We start from the raw sequence: 22,960 nt of genomic DNA on the forward strand, positions 1-22,960 counted from the left end.
CCCTGACCATCGAACTCCTCATCGAGCGCGGTCTATCACTTCCCGCACTTGTGGTACGTCCCGGTACGGCGCGAGCCGGTCGAGGACAACACGATGACGACGCGCTGTCCTGTCGCTGGCCACGTCCTTCGAAAGGTCGAACATCCGCCAGGCAGCACGAGCCGCTTCCTCTGGCTCGTTGGCATCTGCGAGCGCGACGACGAGCCACGATAGGTACACCCGCGTTCCGCAGATGTGTAGCGAGAAAAGCACATAGATCTGTGGCCTGAGCTGCGGAAATGCTTGCAGGCATGCTGATGCGGCGTGTCACTAGGTGCCAGCGTCGTGGCTGGTCAGGCGTCTGTGGCGGGTGTAGCTTCGACGATCTTCTTTGGGGTCGGGATGTCGAGTTTGGCCAGGATGTCGCGCTGGGGCTTGGTCAGTTCGGCGCGCTGGCGGAAGGTGCCGGTCGGGCCGGTGAAGGTGGCGACCGTCAGGAGGTCGAACTCGTCGCGGATGCGCCTCCAGGTGGCGCCGGTGGTGGTCTCGATGATGCGGATCAGCAGCAGGGCCAGCCAGCACAAGATGACGTGGGCGCGGATGCGTTCCTCGAGGCGGTGATAGACCGGGCGCAGGTCGATGACCTGTTTCATGTCGCGCCAGCCCCGCTCGACCTCCAGCAGTTGCTTGTAGCCGAGGGCGATGTCCTCGGCTGGCAGCTTGGGGTCTGAGCAGCGCAGCAGGTACTTGCCGTCCAGGTTCGTCTCGGCCTTGACCTTGGCGGCGTCGATGCGCAGCAGCCCGTTGGGGGTGGTGCGCAGGTAGCGGTTCAGGCCGGGTTTGGTGGAGATGACGCCGCGCAGTTCGGCGCGTTTGGTGGCGCTGAGCGTGTCGGTGCCGGCGATCAGCTCCTCCAGCTGGGTGACCAGACGTTCCCGGATGGCCGCATCGCGTTCGGCGCCGTCGGGATTGAAGCAGATCACGAACCGGTCGGTCTCGCCGATTCGGACCTCTTTGACCTTCAGGTTCTCGGCCACGTCCTGGTAGCGGCCTTGGCGGGACAGGGCGGCCTTGGCCTCGGCCGAGCCCGAGCGCAGCCGTTCGCCGATGATGTAGTGGTGGTCGCCTTGGCGCAGGTAGCGGCGGTTGTCGGCGGAGGCGAAGCCGCGGTCACCGACCCACACGATCTTGGATAGGGTCCAGTCTCGCATGTCGTCCTTGACCTGGCGGATCAGGGCGGTGTCGGTGGTGTTGCCGGGCCAGGACCAGATGCGGACGGGGATGCCGTCGCGGGTGACGGCCATGCCGATGACGATCTGCGGCAGGTCGTCGCGGTGGTCCTTGGACTTGCCGCGGGTGCGGAAGCCCTTCATCACCGGTCCGCTGCCGTCCTCCTCACCGGTGTTGCCGGGGTCGGGAAGCGGGACGCCGCGCTGGTCGCGGGCGATCGGCTCATCGCCTTCGTCGATCTCGAAGTAGGTGGAGGTGGTGTCGAAGAACAGCAGGTCGACTTCTAGGTTGAGCAGGGTGGCGACCTGGTCGAACACCTTGCGCTCCACGGAGTTTTGGACCTGGTGCAGCCAGTCCATCGCCCGGTAGCAGGCATCATCGCTGCAGGCGGGCAGGCCGTCGATGTGGGCGTTGCGGCCGATCCAGTGGGAGGCGGCCAGCTTGGAGGAGGCGTCCAGGGCTCGGTTGGCGACCAGCGCGAACAGCACCCGTTCGGTGAACGGGCTGCGCCGGGTGGAGGCCAGGATGCGCGTCATGATCGTGTCGATCTTCAGCTGCCGCCAGAGCTGGTCGAGGAGATAGACGCCGCCGTAGGCGGCCGAGCCGATGAAGGTCAGTTCCGCGCCCGAGGTGAGGGCGGCGGCGCGGCCCGGGTGCAGCAGCCGGCATAGCGAGCCGACCAGGCGTTCGACGGCGGCGCGGTCGATCTGGTCTTCGCGGCCGAAGTTGTGCAGGACTTTCATCTTGGCGGCTTTGGCGATGGGATCCCACTCGTTGTGGGCGAGTTGGAGGTATCGCACCGTGGTGCCGTTTTTGTTCTTCCGGCTCGTGGTCCTGACGAACATGTCACCAGACCGTAGCAGCGTGTGCGCAGGCAGTGATGGTGTTATCGCTGAAATCGTGTCACTAGGGCCTTTCGCCGTTTCCACCAAGTCGTAAGCCACCGACCTGCGGTTTCACACCCGAACATGCCCTGGATCATGGATTAGCTGCGGAACGCGGGGTACAAGGCGAGCTCGCGGGCGTGAGTGGCGTCGTAACGGTCCAGTACGTCGGTGAGCAGCGGCACTGCGCGAAGCGGTCGGCGCAGTTCGGTGTAGGCACGTGCCTCCATGATCTGCAGCTCGCTCGCGTCCACCCAGTACAAGTACGGGGGCTCGTCTTCGCCGCTGCGCTGTTCAAGGGCGGCCCTGGCCTCTTCCAGCGCTCGCATGGCAGGCTCAGCTTCTTCGACTTGGACATATGCCCAGGCGAGGCGGTCCCAGGCAAGGGCGCGCGCCCGCGCCGGCGCGTGTGGCCCGGCCGCGTCGAGTGCCGCGCGGGCGAGAGTCACCCCCTCTTGAGGGTCGCCGAGGTTGGCGGTCTGATAGGACAGGGAGCCGAGGAGGTTCGAGGTTCGACTCCAGGGTGCCGTCCCCGGCCTCTCGGGCGGCGCGGATGCCGAGGAGATAGACATTGGCTGCTTGTTCGTATCGTCCGGCGTCGCTGGCGATCCATCCGGTGATCTGCGCGAATTCTCCGATCACGCCGAGCAGGGCGCGGCTTGTGTGCTCGGTGCAGGTGGCTTCGCGGTAGAGCCGTGTGACGGCGTCGAGTTCGCGGAACGCGGGCTGTAGGAGGTCCCCGCCAGCCAGCACGTCAGCCAGGCGCAGACGATGGGCTCTCGCGGACAGGTCGGCGATGGCGCTCATTCCGATGCGCCGCCAGTGCGGGTGGGGAGCGGGGTGAGGGCATCGCTGCCGAGCAACTTGGCGAGGACATCGTCAAGGGTCGGGGGGCACGGAGCCTGCGGCATGTCGAACAATTCGGCTTCACTGGTCCCGAATGCCCGGGTATATAGCAGGCGGTAGGGATCGCGCGGCTGGTTGTGTCCGGCTTCGTACGCCTTGATTCGGCGAACGATCGTCTCCCGAGCGGGAAGACACTTGCGCGTCTCCTCGTCAGCGGCTTCGACGAGCCGCCGGGCCATCTCTTTCTGGCTCCAGAGCCGCTTGCGACGCTCGGCGCGCAACCGTACGGCCCATGCGGGGAGTTCGGTCACCATCGTGAGCACCTCGCTGTCAGACGTGGGGGCGTCGTGGTCGTGCTATCGGGACCGGAGAGGCGCGGTCAGCCGGTCCCGGCTCGTGCCGGTTGTTACTACGTTTCGAGCACATAGGGAAGGATGATCTGCGACTTCGTCATGAAGGCTGGGCCGCAGGCGCGCAGAGCTCGCGGTACGCCTCGCGCAGTTCGGTAGCCTCGGGTGCACGCTTTGTTTCCAGGCCTCTGACCACCTCGGCTGCCCGCCAGTAGTTGGAGGGAACGAGGAGTCCGCTGGTCATCGCGGTGAGAGTCAGGTGTCCCGCCTCGTCGGGCTGGTCGGCGGCCAGGAGCGCGAGAGCCAGGTCGAGCCGCGCGGCCACGGCCCTGCGTGGCCGTGGCGGGCCGTCGGTCGTCGACTCCAATCGAGCGAGCACTCCTCGGGAGTACGGCTCGGCCGATGTATCACCGAGCCAGCACAACGTGGTCGCGATGTAGGCGTCGGACTTGGCGGGATCGTACCGGTAGTGATGTTCGGGCCGGTCGGGGACATGCAGAGGCGCGACGAGCCGCATCACCCGGTTCAGCGTCTCGTGAGTCTCCCGCGCCTCGCCGAGGCGTGCCCAAGCCCTGCCCTCCTGCGCGGTCGCCTGGATGTGCGCCGAGCTGCCGCTGGGCGCGACTCTCTGCGCTGCCTGGGCAAAGGTCAAAGCTCGCCCAAAGTCGCCTTCGGTGAGGACCTGCCACGCCTCCGTCTCCAGACACCAGGCGGCGATCTCACGATGCTCTGTTTCCTTGGCGAGTTGGGCAGCCGTCCGAAGCCGCGCGGCGGCGGCCGGAAACCAGCGCAGGTCGATGAGACAGGTCGCGGCCAGAAGCGAGAGCCAGCCGCCGACCACCAGGAGCCGCCGATGCTCGGTGAGCGTCTTCTTGGAGTCCAGGAGTTGGGACACGTAGTAGAGGTGACGGCGCACCCGAACCAGCAACTCACGGGGCGGCGTTCCGGCGTAGGCCACGGCCAGGTCATCGACCGCCAGCTCCAGCCGTTCGAGTGTCTCCCGCCCGACCTCGGTTGCTGCGGCGCGACGAGCAAGTTCCAGAGCGTCCCACTCGTCGTCACCGTCGCGCCCAAGGTTTCCAGGGCTGTGCTCGAACAGCTCGTCCTCGGTGAGGTCGAAGGCGCGGGCGTACAGGAGGCGGTAGGGGTCGTCGGGCTGGTTGTGCCCCGCCTCGTACGCCTTGATCCGGCGCACGATGCTCTCCCGGGAAGGGAGCCGGGCTCGTACGTCGTCGTCGGCGGCCTCGACCAGGCGTCGGGCCATGTCCTTCTGGCTCCAGAATCGGTTGCGGCGTTCGGCGCGCAGCCGTACGGCCCATGCGGGGAGTTCGGTGACCATCGTGAGCACCTCGCTGTCAGACGTGGGGGCGTCGTGGTCGTGCTATCGGGACCGGAGAGGCGCGGTCAGCCGGTCCCGGCTCGTGCCGGTTGTTACTACGTTTCGAGCAGATCCAGCTTGCGCTTGAGGTCGTTCCCGTTCCTGTAGGGCCATCGCCGGGGGTGTTCTCGTTGCAGGCGTCCAACGACTATCCCTGGAGCGATGCCGATCTCCTCGGCGAAGGCTCGCACCGCCGCCTTCGAAGTCAGCCCGGCCAGTCGGGAAGCGTACTGAGGCGGTATGAGGGTGTCCGCTGAGAACCGGTCCGCTTCCAGCTCTTTCGGGTCTTCGATGTCGGTTCTGCCCGCGATCTCGATACGCATCTCGTCGTCACCGTTCAGAACATGGTGGATCTCGTGGAAGAAGCTGAACCAGAGCTGATCATCGGTGCGGTAGCGCTGGCTGAGCTGGATTACGCGCTTGGTTCCGATCTTGCGCGTGACACCGCTCACGCGCGCACCCTTGACTTCCTCGGTGAAGACGACGGCGACACCGCTGGCAGAGCAAATCTTCTGCAGCCGCGGCCGGAACTCCTGGGCGGGCAGCACGGTAAGGGACCGCAGCTCAGGGAGCGAGGCCCGAAGAGCGGTCGCGTCGAACGAGCCGCACAGCATCTCCCGCGCCTCGATCTCGCCGAGGCGCAGCCACGTGGCCAAGGGGCCGAGCTTCGAGTCCTGGACCTTCGACTTTCTGAACGCGCACGCCGCCGGTTGCTCGTACAGGTCTCGCCACACATCGACCGAGGCGACGGAGAAGAAGGCGAGAAGCTGATCGATACGCGAAATCTTGTCGCTCGGCCCTTCAGGGAGGATCTTGCGCTTCACCAGCTCGGACACCGGAAGTTCCTTGAGCCATCCGGCGTGTTGCTCCAGATCTCTGGCGGAGCGCAGCCGTGCCCGTGTGGACTGGTAGTCCGCCTCAAGCCGGTTCCAGAGCTTCGCCGGCGTCCCGACTACTCGTTCCAGCGATTCCGCCACCTCGGGGGTGAGGCGTACGAGTCCGTGGATCAACTGGTTGACATGCTTCGGGGACAAACCGACCCGCTCGGCCAGCTCACGCTGAGTCATCCCCTTCTCTTCGAGAAGCTCCCGCAGGGTCTCCCCCGGCGGCACCGCGTAGTCGAGATCTCCAGCCGCGTACAGCGTGCGCGTGGTCTTGGCCCTGGCCATTGCTCTCCCTCCCCACGGTGTTGTACCGCTTGTCGTTCAGCCCGCTGATGCCGGCGTCAGTGGTAGTCCACGATCTCGATGAGCACGACCGAAGTGATGGCCGTCCAATCGAGCGAGCCATGATCGTCCGCGATCCACTCCTCAGGCTCGAAAATGAGTCGGTAGTTGGCGTCGATCCGAACGGATAGCTGCCCCTTCCGGTCCCCCGTCAGCTCCTCGCACCGGCCGCCGAGATGACGCACGTCATCGAGCGTCTCGGCCTGCTGGAAGTGCTGAATACGCCTCGCCAAAGCGATGGCACGGTCATGCCCAAAGTGACGGCGCCGCTCCCTGTCGGACTCACACCTCTTCCTGAACTTCGCATCCTCGTAGTACACCTCCAACCTACCTGCGCCTCCCACCTGCGAGATTTACCTAGGAGGTAAAGATGGCATCACCGTACTGGAAGCGCCATAGATTTGCACACAAAGCGTGCCCGAATGGCTACCAAGTGTGAATAATGAGAAGGAAATCCTTGGCGGAGGCCGGAAGCAACTGGGCATCACGGCGGCACAGCCGCACGGCCCGTGCCGGAAGTGCAGTCGCCATCGCGAGCACCTCCCCGTCAAGCCTGGGGACGTGCTGACCACCCTTAGTGTCCCCCGATCGCACCTGTGATCACAGAATTACTCACTGTTGTAATCGGAGGTGACGCGATCGAAGCCGGGGTCCGTAGGCGCTGGAACCGCCGTACGGACCCCTTGATCAGGATGGTGGTCCTGACCCATGACACACGATAGGGCTGTAGTCGCCGCTCGTCCGGTGTTCGCCGGGTGGCGGATCATGCGCAGCGACGCCGGACGGTTTTGGGCGACGCGCGAGCGACCGTTCCCTCGGGCCGTCGAGGACGCGGGCGCGCACCGTACGGTCGACGCCGACGACCTGGTAGGGCTGTGCCAGGTCATCGCGGAGCAGGAGAGCATCGCCGAGCAGAAGTGCCGGATCGTACGGACAACGCGGTGACCGGCTCCGCCGTCGTTCTCGCTCCACTCGATGTCCTCACGGACGAGGACTGCCCGGGGATCTCGCCGCATCCGGCCGTGCCGCGCTCAGGGCGTACGGCGCTGCGGTGGATCGAGCAAGGCGTCGGACCCGGCCGGGTCGTCGCGTACACCTGCTCCTGCGGGATGACCGCCTACGAGTTGGTCTCCTGCGCAGGCGTCTACCAGATCCGCCGCCGGACCCTTCCCCGCCGGGGCGTGCCACCCGTGGCCTGGACGGCCGAGCGGTGGCGCCGCGAGGAGGCGTTCGAATGGTGGCGCCGCCTGCTCGCCGGCCAGGCCCGATGAGCCGCCCCGCCGGTCGGGGATCGAACCCGGCCGGCGGGGCCGCGGGCGGCCTGACGTACACCCAGGGGTTCAGGCCGCCCGCCCGCACACCCCTCCCCCGCGGGACGACAGGCGGATTGTCGGCGGCGGGGGATACGGTTAATCAGTGGAACTTACTCCCCAACAGGTGCTCGACCTGCGGATGTCCAGCCTGCTGCTGCGGGCGTCGCCCGGTGGCGCCGGGCGGGCGACGGGCGTGGCCGAGGTGGTGACCTGGCTCGGGGCGATGCAGGCGCAAGACCTGGCCAGCGGTCTGTGGTCGTTCGGCGCGCGACTGCCTGGACACACTGCCGCCGACGTCACCGCCGCGCTGGAGCGGCGTGAGGCGCTGCGCACCTGGCCGATGCGCGGCACCATCCATTTCGTCCCGTCCCGCGACGCCCGCTGGATGGTCGAACTGATGGGCGTCCGAGTGCTGAACGGCGCAGCGAAACGACGCGAGCAGCTCGGCCTCTCGGAGGAGACCGCCGTGCAGGCCATGGAGGTGCTGGGCGCGGCCCTGGCCGGCGGCGGGCGGCTGAGCCGGTCGGAGTGCCTGGCCGTGCTGGCCGGCAAGGGCATCGACACCAGCGGCCAGCGTGGCTATCACCTGCTGTGGTACGCCAGCCAGCGCGGCCTGCTGTGCATCGCCCCCAACATCGGCAACGAGCAGAGCTTCGTGCTGCTCGACGAGTGGGTCCCCGACCCGCACCGGCCGGAGCGCGACGAGGCGCTGGGCACCATCGCCCTGCGCTACTTCCGCGGCCGCGGGCCCACCACAAGGCAGGACTTCGCCGGCTGGACCGGCCTGACCGCAGCCGACGCCAAACGCGGCATCGCCGTGGCCGGCGACGCGCTGGCCCGGGTGATCGTCGACGGCGTGGAGACGTACCTCGACGCCGCGCTCCTCGACACCGCCCCTCCCCCGGCCGGCGACGACGAGGTGCTCGTGCTGCCGGGGTTCGACGAATACCTGCTGGGCTACAAAGACCGCTCGCTCATGGTCGCCGACGAGCACAAGGCAGCCATCATCCCCGGTAGCAACGGGGTCTTCCAAGCCACCGTGGTGCGGGCCGGCCGGGTCGTGGCCACCTGGAAACGCACCCTCACGAAGAGCCGGGTACGGATTGCCGTACAGTCGCTCGCCCCACTCAGCGGAAGCGACCGGGCGGAGGTCGAGCGGGCGTTCGAGCAGTACGCGCAGTTCATGGAACTCGCCCTGGAGGTGCGCTGGCCGTGACCCGCCGGCCGAACTCTGCGGCGTCTGGCCGCGGCCGTGGTGTTGGTAGGCGAAAAGCCGAGGAACACCCCTGTCACCAGCCCAGGTCATCTCTGGGGAAGGGCGGCGAACAATCTGGTAGGGAAGGTGAAGAGCCGTGATGACCGGACATTGTCGGAACGCCGCGCTTTCCCCCTCCGACCATGCGACAACTGCTCGACGCCGACCGCCGCAGAACCGCGGACCGTGATCCGGAGGATAAAGAACAAGCTGAGGGCGACGTGGCCCCCATCGTGCATAACCTGCTTATATCCTAACCAATGGGAGTCATCGGATGTTCATGAGCGTTTCGCCGACGACCATAGCACGCCAGAGTTCTTGGACGGAGCTGCATAGTATGCGCAGCCGCTGGAGGTCCTTAGCCCGCAGCCAATCAGAGAGGATCCGGATAGTGAGTGCTTGGTTCATCGTAAACCGAGAATCCAGGGCGGCAAGGGCATCTATCGCAGCCTGAAGGCGCTGCCGAGATTCGTTCGAGGTGTGTGTGAAGTAGTTTCGGGTTTCTCTTAGAACCTTGTATTGTAAGGCTACCCGGTCAGGCACAGCATCTAGCTCTGCTTGGGCGTCCGGCGAAACCCAGCCATCGTTGATACGCGGGTCCCCTCCGCCCAAGCCATCAATATATCTATCGGTCAGAACTTCCGCTGGTGACCCTTCTATCAGTGCGAGATGCTGCTTCTTGGACAGAGAGTTTCCTTCCAGAAGGCGTGTCGCTGCAGTGGAGTCGGCAGCTACCACTGCCCGCAGCCAGGCCCTTCGCCGGAACTCGAACTCCTCTGTGTAAGAGCGCAGGAAGTTTTTTACGAAAGCTGATGCCTTGGTTTGCGGGATGGCAGCAAGCTCCTCAACGAAGCGCTTCCATTCGCTCTGTGCATCGTGGAGAGCGCGAGTGCTATGCGGTATTCGGTTGACTTTCGAAGCCCTTTGCCCATGTGGAGGCCTGTCAGCGGCCCAGCGGACGTTGCTCCAAGTCTTGTAGCGGATCCGGACGGCTCCCCAGGACGGTCTGTCATATCCAGCTCGGCCCTCAGAGTCGACCCACCTCTGGTATCCCTCAATGCTCGGCACATGGCCATGAGTCTCTGAGTAGTCGAAGTAGTCGGAGATCGCTGACTCGTAGTCCTCATCTCGATACTTCAAGGGACCACGGCTACGGCCCTTCGAGTTGATATTGAGGCCGATGTTGCGCAGGGCGTCCGTCCAGTACCCCTCGCCGAGCCGATTTATTACTGTAAGACCTGTTGGAGGCCAGAGAACGGGCCTTGTGGCCGCCGGCAAATTCCACTCATTGATAGCTTGGAGACGTAACTTGTCGTAGCGCTTCCTTGTGATCGTCACATCGGGGCTATCGCGGCGAAAGGCACGCGCGGCTGCGATGAGGCACAGCACTGATGCGACGTCGGGGCGGGGTACCCCCTGCTCCTCGAGTGCTGCCGCGACCTCCCACGCCTCCTCGAAGTCATCCGCTTCAAGTGCGACCTTGGAGTTACCAGCCAGGTTGAGGCTTCGACCCAGTAGGTACCAGACCGCAGCCTCGGTGACCCTCGCAGAAAAGAGCTCCGCGTCGCGCGCGTGCCAGTGTGCAAAGACAGCATTGCTGGCGCCAATACCCTTGCCAACGATAGTGATGTCAACGTCGGGCAGGATTACCTGGAAGCGAGCGATGACTTCGGCACGGGACGTGCCGCAGGCCGCGAGCATCGCGATCGTGTCCTTGTATTCGGAGGTGAAGGCGGCGACGGCTTCCTGCAGGTGTTCGATGGGAGGCCTACGATGGCGCGGCCTCGGTGCAGCCACCCCCTGCAGAATCTGATTTACGCGCGGAGCGGTCAGGCCGTACAGCTCAGCGATCTCCCGCTGGCTCATCCCCTGCTCGTACAACCGTTCAATCTGAATGTCGCGTAACTCCTGCATCCGCTGCACAACACCTCCACGGGTTCAACGCGAGCTGACCAAGTCAGTCTCTAAGCGTTCCCCTTGCAGAGATCTACTACCTCAGGTGATGACCTCATTCTGCGAGGCGAGGTGACCTGTCCGGGGTTGAGGACGTCCGGCTACAGGCATGCCTCGTCCACCTTGCGATACGAGTCCGTGGCGATGCGCTGTTTCCGCTAGGGTTCGTGCCACTTGGTTACTCACCCGTTTGACAGCCTCGGCGGACGGCGTTCAGCACCTCCTAAACATCGCAAAATGCGTCGAATTCATCACGAATCGCTCGTACAGCTCGTTGGCTGCCTTTGGTGTCCAGACCTGCGGGTTTTGGGGCGAACTGGGACATCACGGCTAAAATGCCTTTGTCTATACGCGCTGCCCAACGGCTTTCTATTCGAGCTCGCTGAGGTGGCAGAACGCGGCAAACCAGGGGCGTCGAAGGTAGCGTGGGCACGTCGAAGTCCTCCGTCGGACGATGAGCGCAGGAGCTCCCATCCTCGACCCAAACCGGGGATCGTCGCGCGCACCCGACTCCGGCGAAAAGCCACTTTTCCCTGCCCACGGTTCAGGAGTCGGTGATGAATGACGAGGTTCAACTGATCTGTGATGGTGATGGCCTGGCAGTCATCGGGAATCCGACCGCTGTCGAACGCTTCCTGGACTCTGAGGGGCTGCCGTCGAAGGACCTCGGACTGCAACGGCTCGGATCTGTTCTCCGCGCCGGGGCCGGAGTCGCACAGGCAGGTTCCGAGATTGCCGCCAACTCAGGTCGCTGGGTGAAGCTGACCAAGGAGTCCGCGCAGCTTGTTGAGAGATTCGGGCTAATGGAAAGCAAGACGCCAGGCGTCAGCCATGCCATGGTGGGGCGGCCGGGCTCGATCAAGTCATGGCTCCAGATCAGGAAGGGGCCTGGATCGATTGCGCCCAACCCTGCGCTTCTTGCTACTGCTGCAGGGATCATGGCGCAGGTTGCGATGCAGCTCACCATGAACGAGATCACCGGCTATCTCGCCACGATCGAGGAGAAGGTCGACGATGGGGTGCCCGCTGACATCCGGACACGGACCTAAGTAGGGTTCTGGAAGTCCGGAAGGTAAGGGTCAGTGTCGAAGAAGCCCAGGCAGTACTCTCCCGAGTTGCGGTCCGAAGTCGCGTCATACGTGTTGGATGGAAATCACACGGTCGCGCAGGCCGCTCGCGCATACAACCTCGTTGCGGAAACGATCCGCAATTGGGTGAATGCCGAGAAGGAAAAGCGTAAGGGTAGCACGACAGAGGCGCGCGACTCGGTCGACCGAGCCCGCCTCGCAGAGCTGGAGCGCCGAAACAAGGAACTCGAAAACGAGATCGCCTTCCTAAAAAAAGCGGCGGCCTACTTCGCGAAGGATCAAGGGTGAGCGAGAAGTTCGCCCTGATACGTGCGGAGAAGGCCAACTTCGACATCGCGATGATGTGCCGGCTGCTCGGTGTGTCAACGTCCGGGTATTACGAATGGCGCGATCGGCCGCCGTCGGCTCGGGCACGGCGGCGCGAGATGCTCAAGAAGCGGATCCGCGATGAATTCATCCGCTCGGAGCGGACTTACGGATATCGACGAGTGCACGCCGAGTTAGCTCGTCGGGGTGTCGAGTGCGATGACGAAACGGTGCGGCTGCTGATGAACGCGATGGGGCTGGTCCCGGTGCAGGTCAAGAAGCGCAGGAGCCTGACGGTGGCGGACGCGGCGGCCGGGCCGATCCCTGACCTGGTCGGACGGGACTTCACCGCGCGCGCACCAGGCGAGAAGATGGTGGGCGATATCACGCAGATTGATACTGGCGAAGGGGCGCTTTTTCTGGCGACCGTCATCGACTGTTTCTCGAAATCGGTGATTGGCTGGTCGATGGACACGCGGTATCCTGCGAGCTTGGTGGGCGCGGCGATCGATATGACTGCCGGACGGCTGGAGTTTCCCGAAGGCGCAGTGTTTCATTCGGATCGAGGAAGTCAGTATACTTCGTTCGAGTTCGGTCAGCAGCTGGCGGCGCACGGTATCCGTCGCTCGGTCGGAAGAACCGGTATTTGCTTCGACAACGCGATGGCGGAATCATTCTTCGGGAAGCTCAAGACCGAGCTGGTCCACCATCGGAAGTTCGGCACCCGGGCCGAGGCGCGCCGGGCCGTATCAAGTACATCGAGGGGTTCTACAATGCTCGGCGACTTCACTCCGCGCTTGGTTATCGCGCGCCACTAGAAGTCCTTGATGAATGGTTTGAGGATAGACAGGCCGCGTGATAGAGTCACGCATATATTTGCATTTGGGACTGTGTCCGGAATTGCCCGGGCTCCTCAACGATGTGCTGCGCGCCCAGAAGGACGGCGTGTTGGCCCCATGATCGGAGTGGGCTTCGTCATCGAGGAGGCCATGACCATCCGAGAGACGAGGGGCCGGGTCGACGAAGTTACCTGGTCGAAGATACAGACCGCGCCGGTGACGATCGCAGAAACCCAGGCGTATGCGTTGCGTCAACTCGACTCGCTCGCGGAGAAGCTGGAGGGCATGACCAATTTCGGTGGTCTTGCCAAGGCGGCCAGAGAAGCAGAGTCCAAAGGACAGGAGTGGCTCGCTGTGTTGGCTCGCTGCTTCCAGTTGCAAGACGCGATCGCCGTGCTTGAACTTGACCGGGTTCTGGACGCGTCTCTGGGGGAGTTGGACGGGCATCGTCTCGGATTGAGTGTCAATCCCCTCAAACCGTGGAGACGGTCCTATGCCACAGCGGCCCTCACCAGGGCCGATGATGCTTGCCTCGTCTCGATCATCTGACGCTCGAATGTGACAGGCGGCAGCCCGTCGTTGGCGCTGTGCCTCCGCTTGACGTTGTAGAAGTCCGCGATCCAGGTCGCGATCTTCAGCCGGGCCTCCGCCCTGGTACGGAAGTGGTGACGGTGCACAAACTCGACCTTCAGCGTGCTGTTGAGCGACTCGGCAGCCCCGTTGTCGAGCGCGCACCCGACCCGGCCCATGGACTGCACCACCCCGTGCTTGCGGCATTCGGCCTGGTAGCGGGCAGCGGTGTACTCCGACCCGCGGTCCGAATGGAAGATCACCCCGTCCACGTCGCCGCCCCTGGTGGCGACCGCCATCTGCAGCGAGGCGACCGTCAGCGCCGCGTCGTGATGCTCGGACATGGCGTAGCCCAGCAGCCGACGGGAGAACAGATCCTCCACCGAGGCCAAGTACAGTGGCCCCTCATCGGTGTGGATCATTGTGACGTCGCCGACCCACAGCACGTCCGGAGCGACCGCGGTGAACTTCCGCCGCACCAGATCCGGCGCGGCCGGCCGCTTGCCCTGCCGGGTCAGCGAACGAGGCTTCTTCGGCGCCCGCCCAGCCAAGCCGAGTTCGGCCATCCGCCTGGCCACGGTGTTCTCTGACACACGCCAGCCCGCCTCGTGCAGGTCCTGGGTGATCCGCGGTGAGCCGTACGTACCGCCCGAGGCCGCGAACAGGCGCTTGATCTCCGCATCTAACCGGGCCCGCCGCTGCTGGCGGGCGGTCGGCGAATTCGCCCCGATGCGGTTCTTCCACTTGTAGAACCACGACTGGGAGACCTCCAGCGCCCGGCAGGAGATCGCGTGGTCGATGCCGTAGTCGGTCTTCTGGGAGCAGATGAAGGCCGCCACGCTCACCGGCCCATCGCCTCTTTCACCCACAAGACCACGGAACGCTTGAGGACATCACGCTCGTCCTCCAGCTCCGCGCGTTCCTTCTCCCAGGCCGCCTTCTCCTTGGCGTGCTGCCGGGCCAACTCGGCCTTCTCCCGCCGCAGCCGCGCCAGCTCCTCCTCCGCCGACTCCTTCAGCGTCCCGCCTCCGCTGTCGCCACCGGCCTGCCCTGCCGCGAGCCGGTCCATCTGCACCCAGTTGTACAGCGTGTACTCGTTGATGCCCAGATCCCGCGCGACGTGCGCGACGGGCTTGCCGGTCTCCCTGACGATCCTCACCGCCCCAGCCCGGAACTCCGGATCAAAGCGACGCCTCGTGACTCCTGCCACGACCAAACCTTTCCTGGTTCGGTCTCCACGTTACGAGGGGAAGCCCAGATGACGAGAAAGGCTGAGTGAGCGCCGGTAGGACCACGAATGTTCCTCTACGGCATGCCTTGGCTCTCGCTATGACGCTCTCGTGAAAGAGGTAGGCGCTTACGATCTGGTTACTCCTCGTTCAGATGCCGCCCAAGAACAACTAGCGTGGCGCTAACGGTCAGTCGAGGAAGGACACCGCCACGTGTTCGATCGGCAGGAGAAGCTGTTCCCAGCGGGAGCCGACCAGGGCGATCTGTTCGGTGGCGAGGAGGCGCAGGCCGCCGGCCCGCCGGGGATCGAGGCGCAACATCCGCTGGACGTGCCGCAGGACTTTCCGCCGGTCACGTCGTTCGCAGTCAGGGACGCGTTCCAGGAACTGGTCGAGCGTGACTTGCTCGGGCCGTACGACGGCGACTTCGAGGAGTTGCCGCTGGGGTCGCATGGGCCGCGCGACCGCTATCTGGTCGGCATGCTGGGTCCGAAGCCGTCGCCGAAACGGGTCGCCGAGGATGCCGGCGAGCTGCCGGAGACCGAGATCGGTGCGGAGGGCGACGGCGGCGAGAGCGAGCTGCCGCAGGTGCTCACCCCGCAGAACCTCGGCCGCCTGTGGGCGTCCTCGATGGGCATGTCGTTCGCCGTCCCGGCCGACCTCGACGAACTCGCGGTCACTGCCCGCTGGGGCGAATACGCCAGGGTGGAAACCCAGGTGGAGAACGCCAAGGGCCGGCAGCAGACCACCCGGGTCTGGGCCCGGAAACAGGTCGAGCACCCCGGACCCGTCCGGCTCGACCAGCCGGCGCAGAAGATCCTCCTCACAATGGAACGTGCCGATGACCCCGGCGTCCTGCTGGCAGTGACCGTGCGGCCTCAGGGTGACGGCCGACGCGTCGTCGAGCTGACCCTGATCAACCAGCAGGTCGAGCCGGACAGCATCTCGGACACCGCCTGGCTGTTCCAGGCCGAGCTCGTCGTGACGGCTCCGCCCGGCGCGCCCGCGCAGGTCTTCCTCCCGATCGACGACCCGGTGGACGGCACCCGGGAGAGTGGCGAGGGTGACGAGGCCGACCTGGAGGACAAGCACCTGCGGCTGCTCTACCGCGACGAGCGCAGGTACGCGGTCGGCCGCAACGTGGCGGTGCACGCCGAGGTGGCTCCCGATGAGCGCCGGGCCACCAAGCTGCGCACCACCTGGCTGCCGTTCCACGACGTGCCGGCGACCGTCGCTCCGGTCGGGGCAGGTACGGCACTCGCCGCAGTGGAACTGTCCATGGACGCCCTGGCGCAGGCCTCGCCGGAAGCGCTCGCGACCGGGCTGGCGCCGCTGGCGGACGGCTACTCGGCCTGGCTGGACGACCAGGAGCGGGAGATACCCACGCTGCCCGAGCCGCTGCGCGAGGCGGCCGTCGTCGCGGTGGGGAAGGCGCGCAAAGCCGCCGAACGCATCCGGACCGGCATCGGCCTGATCACCGACAGCACGTCGGAACGGCACGAGCAGGCGCTCGCGGCGTTCAGGTTCGCCAACGAGGCCATGGCGCTGCAGCGGCGCCGTACGGCCGTGGGCAAGCTCCGCGACGAGCAGGGGCTCACCTTCGACCAGGCCATGGCGGAGGTGGAGACACAAGGGGTGAGGGCGGCGAGCTGGCGGCCGTTCCAGCTCGCGTTCATGCTGCTCAACCTGCCCTCGCTGACCGACCCGGCCCACCCGGAGCGGACCGCCGACCACACAGCCACGGTCGACCTGCTGTTCTTCCCGACCGGTGGCGGCAAGACGGAGGCGTACCTCGGGCTCACCGCGTACACCTTCGCGATCCGGCGGCTGCAGAAGGTCGTCGGCTCGGGAGGGGAGGCGCGCAGCGGGCTGGACGGCGTGGCGGTGCTGATGCGCTACACGCTCCGGCTGCTCACCGCCCAGCAGTTCCAGCGGGCCGCCGCGCTGGTGTGCGCCTGCGAGGTGCTGCGCCGCGAGGCGCCGGAGACGTGGGGCGAGGAGCCGTTCCGCATCGGCCTGTGGGTGGGCAGTGCCGTCTCGCCGAACTGGTTCGTCGAGGCCAAAGACCAGATCCAGGAGGCCAAGGAATCTCCTGACAGTCGCAAGACCAACGTCCTGCAGACGCTGTCCTGCCCCTGGTGCGGGGAGAAGCTCATCGCGGGCGTCAATCTCGACATCGACGAGGAACGCCGCCGCGTGCTGCTCTACTGCGGGCGCGGCAGCGAGGGCGACGCCGAGCCGTGCCCGTTCTCGCGCCTCGGTGAGGACCGCATGCTGCGCGCGCTGCCCGGCGTGGCAACGGACGACGAGGCGTACGCGCGGCGCGAGGGACTGCCGATCCTCACCGTGGACGAGGAGATCTATCGGCTGGTGCCGAGCCTCGTCATCGCGACCGTCGACAAGCTGGCGCAGCTCCCCTGGCGTGGCTTCGCCGGTCACCTGTTCGGCCGGGTGAGCCGGCGTTGCCCCCGGCACGGCTACCGGCACGACGACATGGACGACCTGATCGGCTGTGGCGGCAGACACAACGCCAAGGGCCGTCTGCCGAAGGTGGAGAGCCGCCCGGTCGTCCGGCTCCGCCCGCCGGATCTGATCATCCAGGACGAGCTGCACCTGATCTCCGGAGCGCTCGGCACCGTGGTCGGCCTCTTCGAGGCGGCGGTGAACGAGCTGTGCACCTGGGACGCCGCCGGCAGGCCAACCGGTCCTAAGATCATCGCGTCCACCGCGACGACCAAGCGGGCCGACCGGCAGGTGCTCGGCATCTTCGGCCGGGAGCTCGCCGTGTTCCCGCCGCAGGTCATCGACGTGACCGACACGTTCTTCTCCCGGCAGGTCCCCATCACCAGGGAGAACCCCGGGCGGCGCTACCTCGGCGTGTGCGCGCACGGCGTGCGCATGAAGTCCGCCGAGATCCGGCTCGCCGAGATCCTCCTGCTGGCCGGGAAGACGCTGTTCGACCGGTACGGCGATCCCGCCGACCCCTACATGACGCTCGTCGGCTACTTCAACGCGACGCGCGAGCTCGCGGGGATGCGGCGCTACCTGGACGACGACGTCACCACCCGGATCAGGACGCACGGCAGGAGCAAGGGCCTGTCCGAGCGGCTGCTCAGCCGTACGGACCTGCTGACCATCGTCGAGCTCACCTCACGCATCTCCTCCGGAGACATCAGCGACGTGCTCAAGCAGCTCGAGCTTGGATTCGACCCGGAGCTGGATACCTCACGCCGCCTGCAAGCGTGCCGGGCGGAGATCGCCGACGTCATGAAGGAGAAGGACGAGGCGAAGCGCCGAAGGGCGCACCCGCTCGCCGAGCGGTATCGCGCTCTGCGCAGCCTTCGGCGCAGCGCCAGGCCGCCGGTCGACGTCGTGCTCGCCACGTCGATGCTCCAGGTGGGCGTCGACGTGTCCCGGTTCGGGCTGATGGTGGTGACGGGCCAGCCGAAGAACACGGCCGAGTACATCCAGGCGTCCTCCCGGGTCGGCCGTGATGCGTCCCGCCCAGGTCTCGTCGTCACGCTCTACAACTGGTCCCGGCCGCGTGACCTCGCCCATTACGAGGATTTCGAGCACTACCACGCCACGTTCTACCGGCAGGTGGAGGCGCTGTCGGTCACTCCGTACACCGCCCGTGCCCTGGACCGGGGCACGACCGGAGCGTTCGTCGCGGCCGTACGGAACCTCGAGGAGACGCACTCGCGCAACCGCGACGCGGAGGACGTGGCACTCGACGGCGACCTGGTCGGCCGGATCATCGACCGTTTTCTGCGACGGGCGGAGGTGGCCGGCGGCCCGCGCGGCAGGCAGGCTCTCGACGAGCGGCTCAAGACCCTGATCGACCTGTGGAACGCGGCCAAGGACAGCCCGGCACGGCTCGGCTACGAGCGGAAGAAGGGCAACGCCAAGGAGATCGTGGACGGTCTCATCCATCGGGCCGGCAACGGCCCGTGGGACGCCCTGACGGTCGGCAACTCGATGCGGGAGACGGAGAACGAGGTGAACCTGCTGCTGCCGGGCGGCGGGGAGATCTTCCTCGGGCCCGTGAACGCGCCGGAGTGGGGGTTCCCTGCCGGACCGGCTGAGACCGACGAGCCGGTGGGCGACGAGATGGGCGTATCCACCCTGGACGGAAAGGGCAAGTGATGGCGGAGTTCTCCCTCTACCGCCGCCGGGTCGGGGCGGTCCGGCCCAGCCATCTGATGTTCACCTCCGGCGTCGGCTCCCTCGTCGACCTGCCCAACTTTTCCGTGCTGGTGAAGGGCCTCGACGACTGGCAGTACAAGGCGTCCGAGGACCCCGAGAGGAATTCCGCGCTCATCACCGAGCCGCGGCTGCTGGCGGCCGTGCAGAAGCTGCTGAGCAAGACGGTCCGTGAGCTGCGGCCCGCGCCCTGGCTGCCCGGCACCGACACCAACCCGAACGGCGAGGCGGCCAGGACCGGCGTGCCCGTCGTCCCCTTCCCGGGGTGGATGCGGTGCACCGCCTGCAACCTGCTGGCCCGTATCGACTCCAAGGCGTTCGAGTTCGAGAACGACAAGCCGAACAAGCCGCACGAGGCGCGGTTCTTCCACCAATGCGGCAAGGGAAACCGGAAACGCCTCGTGGTCGGCGCCCGCTTCGTCCTCGCCTGCACGGACGGGCACCTGGACGACTTCCCGTACCTGGAGTTCGTGCACCACGGCGCGCCCTGCTCCGTCGCGGCCAAGCCGAACCTGCTGATGGAGGACCGGGGCGGGAACATCGGCGCGAACGTGCGCATCGTCTGCCAGCGCTGCAAGGCCGAGCGGAACATCAGGGAGGCGATGGGCAGGCGAGGCCGGGAGCGGCTTCCCCGCTGCCGGGGACGCCATCCGCATCTCGGCACGTTCACCGGCTGTCCGAAGCAGCCGCATGTGCTCGTGGTGGGCGCGTCCAACCAGTGGTTCGCGCAGACCCTCTCGGCTCTCGCCGTGCCGAAGACGGGGGGGAGCGAGCTCGACGCCCAGGTGGCGAAGTTCTGGGGCAACCTCCAGCACGTGCAGGACCCCGGCATGCTGCCGTTCATGCGCTCGATGCCGCCGCTGTCCTTCGAGTTCGAGAAGTGGGGCGACGAGGAGCTGTGGGCGGCCATCGAGCGGTACCGCATGGAGGAGGCCACCGGGCAGGATCATGAGGTCGACGAGTACCCCGACCTGCTCACACCCGAGTGGGAGATTTTCTCCAGCGCGCACCTGCCCCCGCCGAGCGACGACTTCACCGCCCATCGCGACCCGGACGAGCCGGTGCCGCCGCTGCTCAAGGGCTTCTACTCGGACGTCCTCCAGGTCGAGCGGCTGCGGGAAGTGCGTGCGGTGATCGGCTTCACCCGGCTCGACGCCCCCGACCCGGAGGACCCGACGCTCGTGAAGCGGGTGCCGCTCGCCCGATCGAAGCCGACCTGGGTGCCGGCGAGCGAGGTGCGAGGCGAAGGCATCTTCCTGCGCCTGCCCGACGACCTCCTCGCCCGCTGGGAGGAACAGGTAGAGCGTTCGGAGGCCCTGCTGCTGCACAAGGAGGCGTACGGCCGGTTCCGCGAATACCGCCACTCGGCTCGCACCGGCCAGCCCTTCAACGAGGAGACTCGCTACAACCACTGGCCGCTACCTCGTTACTACGCACTGCACACGCTGTCACACCTGTTGATCCGTACGATCGCGCTCGAATGCGGTTACAACTCGGCCAGCCTGGCCGAGCGGATCTACGCGGGCACGGAGGACGACCCGCGCAGCGGGATCCTGATCTACACGGCCGTGCCGGACGCCGAGGGCACCCTGGGCGGCCTGGTGTCTCTCGCCGAACCCGACGAACTGGTGCGGCTGACCCGCCGCGCGCTCGCCGAGGCCAGGAGCTGCTCCTCCGATCCCCTGTGTGCCGAACGGCTGCCCCGCAAGCCGGAGGACTTCCTGCACGGCGCGGCCTGCCACGTGTGCCTGTTCGTCTCGGAGACCACCTGCGAGCGTGGCAACCGATTCCTGGATCGCAGATTCGTCGTGCCGATCGACGATCCGGCCCTGGCCCTCTATCGCGACCTGCCGTGAGCAGCGTCCACTCCCGCTTCGAGGCGGTCGCAGCGGACGCGGTGGAGCGCCTCGGCCCGGTGCACCTGCGGACGCTGGCCGACCGGATCGCCGAAGGCGGCCCGGCGTCCGGGATCGCCAACGCGGTGCCGCAGCCGGACTTCCCCGATGTCGCGCGACGCGTCCTGTCCGCGCAACTGGCCCTCGGCATGCCCAACGGCGAGACGGCGATCTACCTCCATGGGGTGGCTTCCGGCTACGAGCGGCATCGGGCCACTACCACGGTCGAGTCGGTGTGGACCGGGCCGGCCACGCATGCCGTACCCGTCCGATCCACCGCGCAGGTGCTCGTCGACGTGGCGGGCGAGGCATCGCACGAGCTGGTCATCATGACCTACTCGGCCACGGCGTACCAGCCGCTGCTCGACGCGCTGGCCCGAGCGCTCGAACGTGGAGTGTCGGTGATGGTGGTCGTCGAGACCCTGCAAGGTGCGGGGTCGGCTCTGAACGGTGCCGAGCCTGCGCACGCGTTCACCGGATTGCCAGGTCTGGAGTTATGGCACTGGCCGGCGGACGAGCGCGCGGAGCAGGGCGCGAAGATGCACGCGAAGCTTGCGGTCGCCGACCAGCGGGTGCTGCTGGTTTCCAGCGCCAACCTGACCCAGTCGGGTGTCTCCAGGAACATCGAGGCCGGGCTGCTGGTCCGGGGCGGCCCGGCGCCGCAGCGGGCGGCAGAGCATGTCGCCCGGCTGCGCGCCCGCAGCGTGCTGCGACGCCTGAGTTGAGCCGTAAATGACCTTGATACTTCCGCGGAGAGCGAGGCGCTGTGGCAAGGGGCAGGATCGTCGCCGGTCGTTACGAGCTCGACCCGCTCTCCTGCAGGAAGGGCGGGATGGGGGAAGTCTGGTTCGGATACGACAAACGGCTGGACCGGCCCGTGGCGATCAAATTCATCCGGGTGGACCGGCTGTCAGGCGGCGCCCCCGACTCCGAGCTGACCAAACGCTTCGTCCGCGAGTCCCGGACGACCGCCCGCCTGGAACACCCGGGAGTGCCCGCGGTCTACGACTGCGGCACCGAGGGAGACAACCTGTATTTGGTCATGCAGCTCGTCAAGGGTTCCCCAGTGAGCTACCTGCTCGACGAGGTCGAGCAGGTGCCGATCGGCTGGGCTGCGGCGATCGCCACCCAAGTGTGCTCGGTCCTGGCTGTCGCCCATGCGGAGTCTCTGGTGCACCGCGATCTCAAACCCGCCAACCTCATGCTCTGCCAGAACGGCACCGTCAAAGTGCTCGACTTCGGGGTCGCCGCCGCGCTCTCCCCCACCGCTACACGACTCACCGCGACCGGCATCGTGGTCGGCACAGCCGAATACATGGCCCCCGAACAGGCGATGAGCGGCACCGTGAGCCCGCAGACCGACCTTTACTCCCTCGGCGTCATCCTGCGCGAGCTGCTCACCGGGACGAACCAGTTCGCCGGTGAGACACCGCTGGCCTCCATGCGCAGACACGTGGACGATGCACCACAGCCGCTGAGGGCGCTGCGGGCGGACGTCCCCGAAGAGCTCGAAAGGCTCGTCCTCTGGCTGCTGGCGAAGAACCCTTCCCAGCGGCCACCCAATGCCGTTGTCGCGTACGAGCGGTTGCTGCCCTTCTGCTGTGGCCTGCCTCCCCTGCCAGACTTCGTAGCAGTCGATGCCTCGCACCCCGTGCTCATGTACGCGGCCGTCATCGGGCGTATCGGGACGTCAGGCGAGAAGACACCGAGCGAGGAAACCACCCAGACCCCGGCGAAGGCTCCGGTGCCGGAGTCGTCATCCGTACCCCCGTACCAGCCACAGGACAAAATAGCCCGAGCCCGGAAGGAGAGCAGCGTCCTCAAAGCCGAATCTCGCTTCAGACAGGCCGCAGAGGTGCTGTCGAATGCGGTGGAAGCGGCGGTGCACTCCCTAGGACCAGAACATGACGAAGCGCTCCAATTGCGCATCGAGCTGACCGACGTGTTGTTCCTCGGTGGCGATTACCGGCGCGCCGCATCCGAATTCCAGCGGCTGATAGCGGATCTGACGCAGCGTAAGGGGCCAGACGACGACCACGTCCTGCGGTTCCGCTTGATGGAGGCGAACTGCCGTGCCGCGCTGGGCGACATCGGTCTCGCGCTCACCCAGCTCCGTCGGCTGCTGCAGGACGAAGAACGGTTCGGCGTGGACGAGGAACGCATCCTCGACCTGCGGCGTCGCATCGGGCTGTTGGAGCTGGGCTCTGGCGATCGTACGCGAGCGGGCGAGTCTCTCCGCGACCTGCTGCCCGATCTGGAGCGCCGCTATGGCTCCCGGCACCCGAACGTCGGCAAGGTCCGGGAAATACTCGAAGAACTGGCCGAACAGAAGGACGGCCTGGGGCTCCAGGCTATTCGACAGCCGCCCGAAACACGGGGTCAATTCGGCTTACATTGAAGGTCGAGCGATCACCAG

General features: G+C 66.4%; 20 protein-coding genes. 11 read left to right on the forward strand and 9 right to left on the reverse strand.

All coding sequences use genetic code 11. The annotated features are described in order from the left end of the window. Window positions 1-332: 332 nt before the first annotated feature. The 6 genes from FR742_RS30205 to FR742_RS30230 form a co-directional block, all read right to left on the reverse strand. On the reverse strand, window positions 333-2,054 hold the full coding sequence (locus FR742_RS30205) for an IS1634 family transposase (RefSeq protein WP_148034087.1): 1,722 nt from the start codon (window positions 2,052-2,054) through the stop codon (window positions 333-335). A 140-nt stretch (window positions 2,055-2,194) separates the two neighbouring features. After that, on the reverse strand, window positions 2,195-2,422 hold the full coding sequence (locus FR742_RS30210) for a hypothetical protein (RefSeq protein WP_148034088.1): 228 nt from the start codon (window positions 2,420-2,422) through the stop codon (window positions 2,195-2,197). A gap of 474 nt (window positions 2,423-2,896) precedes the next feature. Beyond that, entirely contained in the window at window positions 2,897-3,253 is a 357-nt protein-coding gene (locus FR742_RS30215; RefSeq protein ID WP_148034089.1) for a helix-turn-helix transcriptional regulator, read from the reverse strand. A gap of 136 nt (window positions 3,254-3,389) precedes the next feature. Continuing rightward, the gene (locus tag FR742_RS30220) at window positions 3,390-4,628 is read right to left on the reverse strand and encodes a helix-turn-helix transcriptional regulator (protein WP_148034090.1); all 1,239 of its coding nucleotides are present in this window, start codon (window positions 4,626-4,628) and stop codon (window positions 3,390-3,392) included. 95 nt (window positions 4,629-4,723) lie between these two features. Continuing rightward, on the reverse strand, window positions 4,724-5,836 hold the full coding sequence (locus FR742_RS30225) for a helix-turn-helix domain-containing protein (protein WP_148034091.1): 1,113 nt from the start codon (window positions 5,834-5,836) through the stop codon (window positions 4,724-4,726). 56 nt (window positions 5,837-5,892) lie between these two features. Continuing rightward, window positions 5,893-6,213, reverse strand: coding sequence for a type II toxin-antitoxin system RelE/ParE family toxin (locus FR742_RS30230; protein ID WP_261808892.1), 321 nt, complete (start codon window positions 6,211-6,213; stop codon window positions 5,893-5,895). 388 nt (window positions 6,214-6,601) lie between these two features. On the opposite strand from FR742_RS30230, the gene FR742_RS30235 reads away from it, so the two are divergent. From FR742_RS30235 to FR742_RS30245, 3 genes are all read left to right on the forward strand, one after another. Continuing rightward, a complete protein-coding gene (locus FR742_RS30235) occupies window positions 6,602-6,838 on the forward strand; it encodes a hypothetical protein (protein ID WP_148034093.1) in 237 nt (78 codons plus the stop codon). Continuing rightward, a complete protein-coding gene (locus FR742_RS30240) occupies window positions 6,811-7,164 on the forward strand; it encodes a hypothetical protein (protein WP_148034094.1) in 354 nt (117 codons plus the stop codon). Before FR742_RS30235 ends, FR742_RS30240 begins: the two co-directional genes overlap by 28 nt. 145 nt (window positions 7,165-7,309) lie before the next feature. Continuing rightward, window positions 7,310-8,422: a winged helix DNA-binding domain-containing protein gene (locus tag FR742_RS30245; protein WP_148034095.1), complete on the forward strand. Its 1,113-nt coding sequence runs from the start codon at window positions 7,310-7,312 to the stop codon at window positions 8,420-8,422. Window positions 8,423-8,728: 306 nt separating this feature from the next. On the opposite strand, the gene FR742_RS30250 is transcribed toward FR742_RS30245, so the two are convergent. Beyond that, a complete protein-coding gene (locus tag FR742_RS30250) occupies window positions 8,729-10,375 on the reverse strand; it encodes a hypothetical protein (protein ID WP_148034096.1) in 1,647 nt (548 codons plus the stop codon). Window positions 10,376-10,971: 596 nt separating this feature from the next. Here FR742_RS30250 and FR742_RS30255 point away from each other — a divergent pair. The 4 genes from FR742_RS30255 (at window position 10,972) to FR742_RS30270 (ending at window position 13,196) form a co-directional block, all read left to right on the forward strand. Continuing rightward, window positions 10,972-11,463, forward strand: coding sequence for a hypothetical protein (locus FR742_RS30255; RefSeq protein WP_187281364.1), 492 nt, complete (start codon window positions 10,972-10,974; stop codon window positions 11,461-11,463). Between the two features lie 33 nt (window positions 11,464-11,496). Further along, entirely contained in the window at window positions 11,497-11,790 is a 294-nt protein-coding gene (locus FR742_RS30260) for a transposase (protein WP_148034097.1), read from the forward strand. Next, on the forward strand, window positions 11,787-12,626 hold the full coding sequence (locus FR742_RS30265) for an IS3 family transposase (RefSeq protein ID WP_148034098.1): 840 nt from the start codon (window positions 11,787-11,789) through the stop codon (window positions 12,624-12,626). Before FR742_RS30260 ends, FR742_RS30265 begins: the two co-directional genes overlap by 4 nt. A gap of 138 nt (window positions 12,627-12,764) precedes the next feature. Beyond that, the gene (locus tag FR742_RS30270) at window positions 12,765-13,196 is read left to right on the forward strand and encodes a hypothetical protein (RefSeq protein WP_222709085.1); all 432 of its coding nucleotides are present in this window, start codon (window positions 12,765-12,767) and stop codon (window positions 13,194-13,196) included. On the opposite strand, the gene FR742_RS30275 is transcribed toward FR742_RS30270, so the two are convergent. Further along, window positions 13,139-14,062, reverse strand: a complete 924-nt coding sequence (locus tag FR742_RS30275; protein WP_148028989.1) for an IS3 family transposase — start codon at window positions 14,060-14,062, stop codon at window positions 13,139-13,141. The two genes, FR742_RS30270 and FR742_RS30275, sit on opposite strands and share 58 nt — an antisense overlap. Next, the gene (locus FR742_RS30280) at window positions 14,059-14,427 is read right to left on the reverse strand and encodes a transposase (RefSeq protein ID WP_148028988.1); all 369 of its coding nucleotides are present in this window, start codon (window positions 14,425-14,427) and stop codon (window positions 14,059-14,061) included. The genes FR742_RS30275 and FR742_RS30280 overlap by 4 nt, the downstream gene beginning before the upstream one ends. A 232-nt stretch (window positions 14,428-14,659) precedes the next feature. Here FR742_RS30280 and drmA point away from each other — a divergent pair, with 232 nt between their 5' ends. From drmA to FR742_RS30300, 4 genes are all read left to right on the forward strand, one after another. Then, a complete protein-coding gene (gene drmA / locus FR742_RS30285) occupies window positions 14,660-18,592 on the forward strand; it encodes a DISARM system helicase DrmA (protein ID WP_148034099.1) in 3,933 nt (1,310 codons plus the stop codon). Further along, on the forward strand, window positions 18,592-20,505 hold the full coding sequence (gene drmB, locus FR742_RS30290) for a DUF1998 domain-containing protein (protein ID WP_148034100.1): 1,914 nt from the start codon (window positions 18,592-18,594) through the stop codon (window positions 20,503-20,505). The genes drmA and drmB overlap by 1 nt, the downstream gene beginning before the upstream one ends. Beyond that, entirely contained in the window at window positions 20,502-21,269 is a 768-nt protein-coding gene (gene drmC / locus FR742_RS30295; protein ID WP_148034101.1) for a DISARM system phospholipase D-like protein DrmC, read from the forward strand. Before drmB ends, drmC begins: the two co-directional genes overlap by 4 nt. A 107-nt stretch (window positions 21,270-21,376) precedes the next feature. Continuing rightward, a complete protein-coding gene (locus tag FR742_RS30300; protein WP_222709086.1) occupies window positions 21,377-22,942 on the forward strand; it encodes a serine/threonine-protein kinase in 1,566 nt (521 codons plus the stop codon). The last annotated feature ends 18 nt before the right edge of the window (window positions 22,943-22,960 follow it).

Source organism: Nonomuraea sp. C10 (assembly GCF_008017515.1).
Classification (GTDB): domain Bacteria; phylum Actinomycetota; class Actinomycetes; order Streptosporangiales; family Streptosporangiaceae; genus Nonomuraea; species Nonomuraea ferruginea.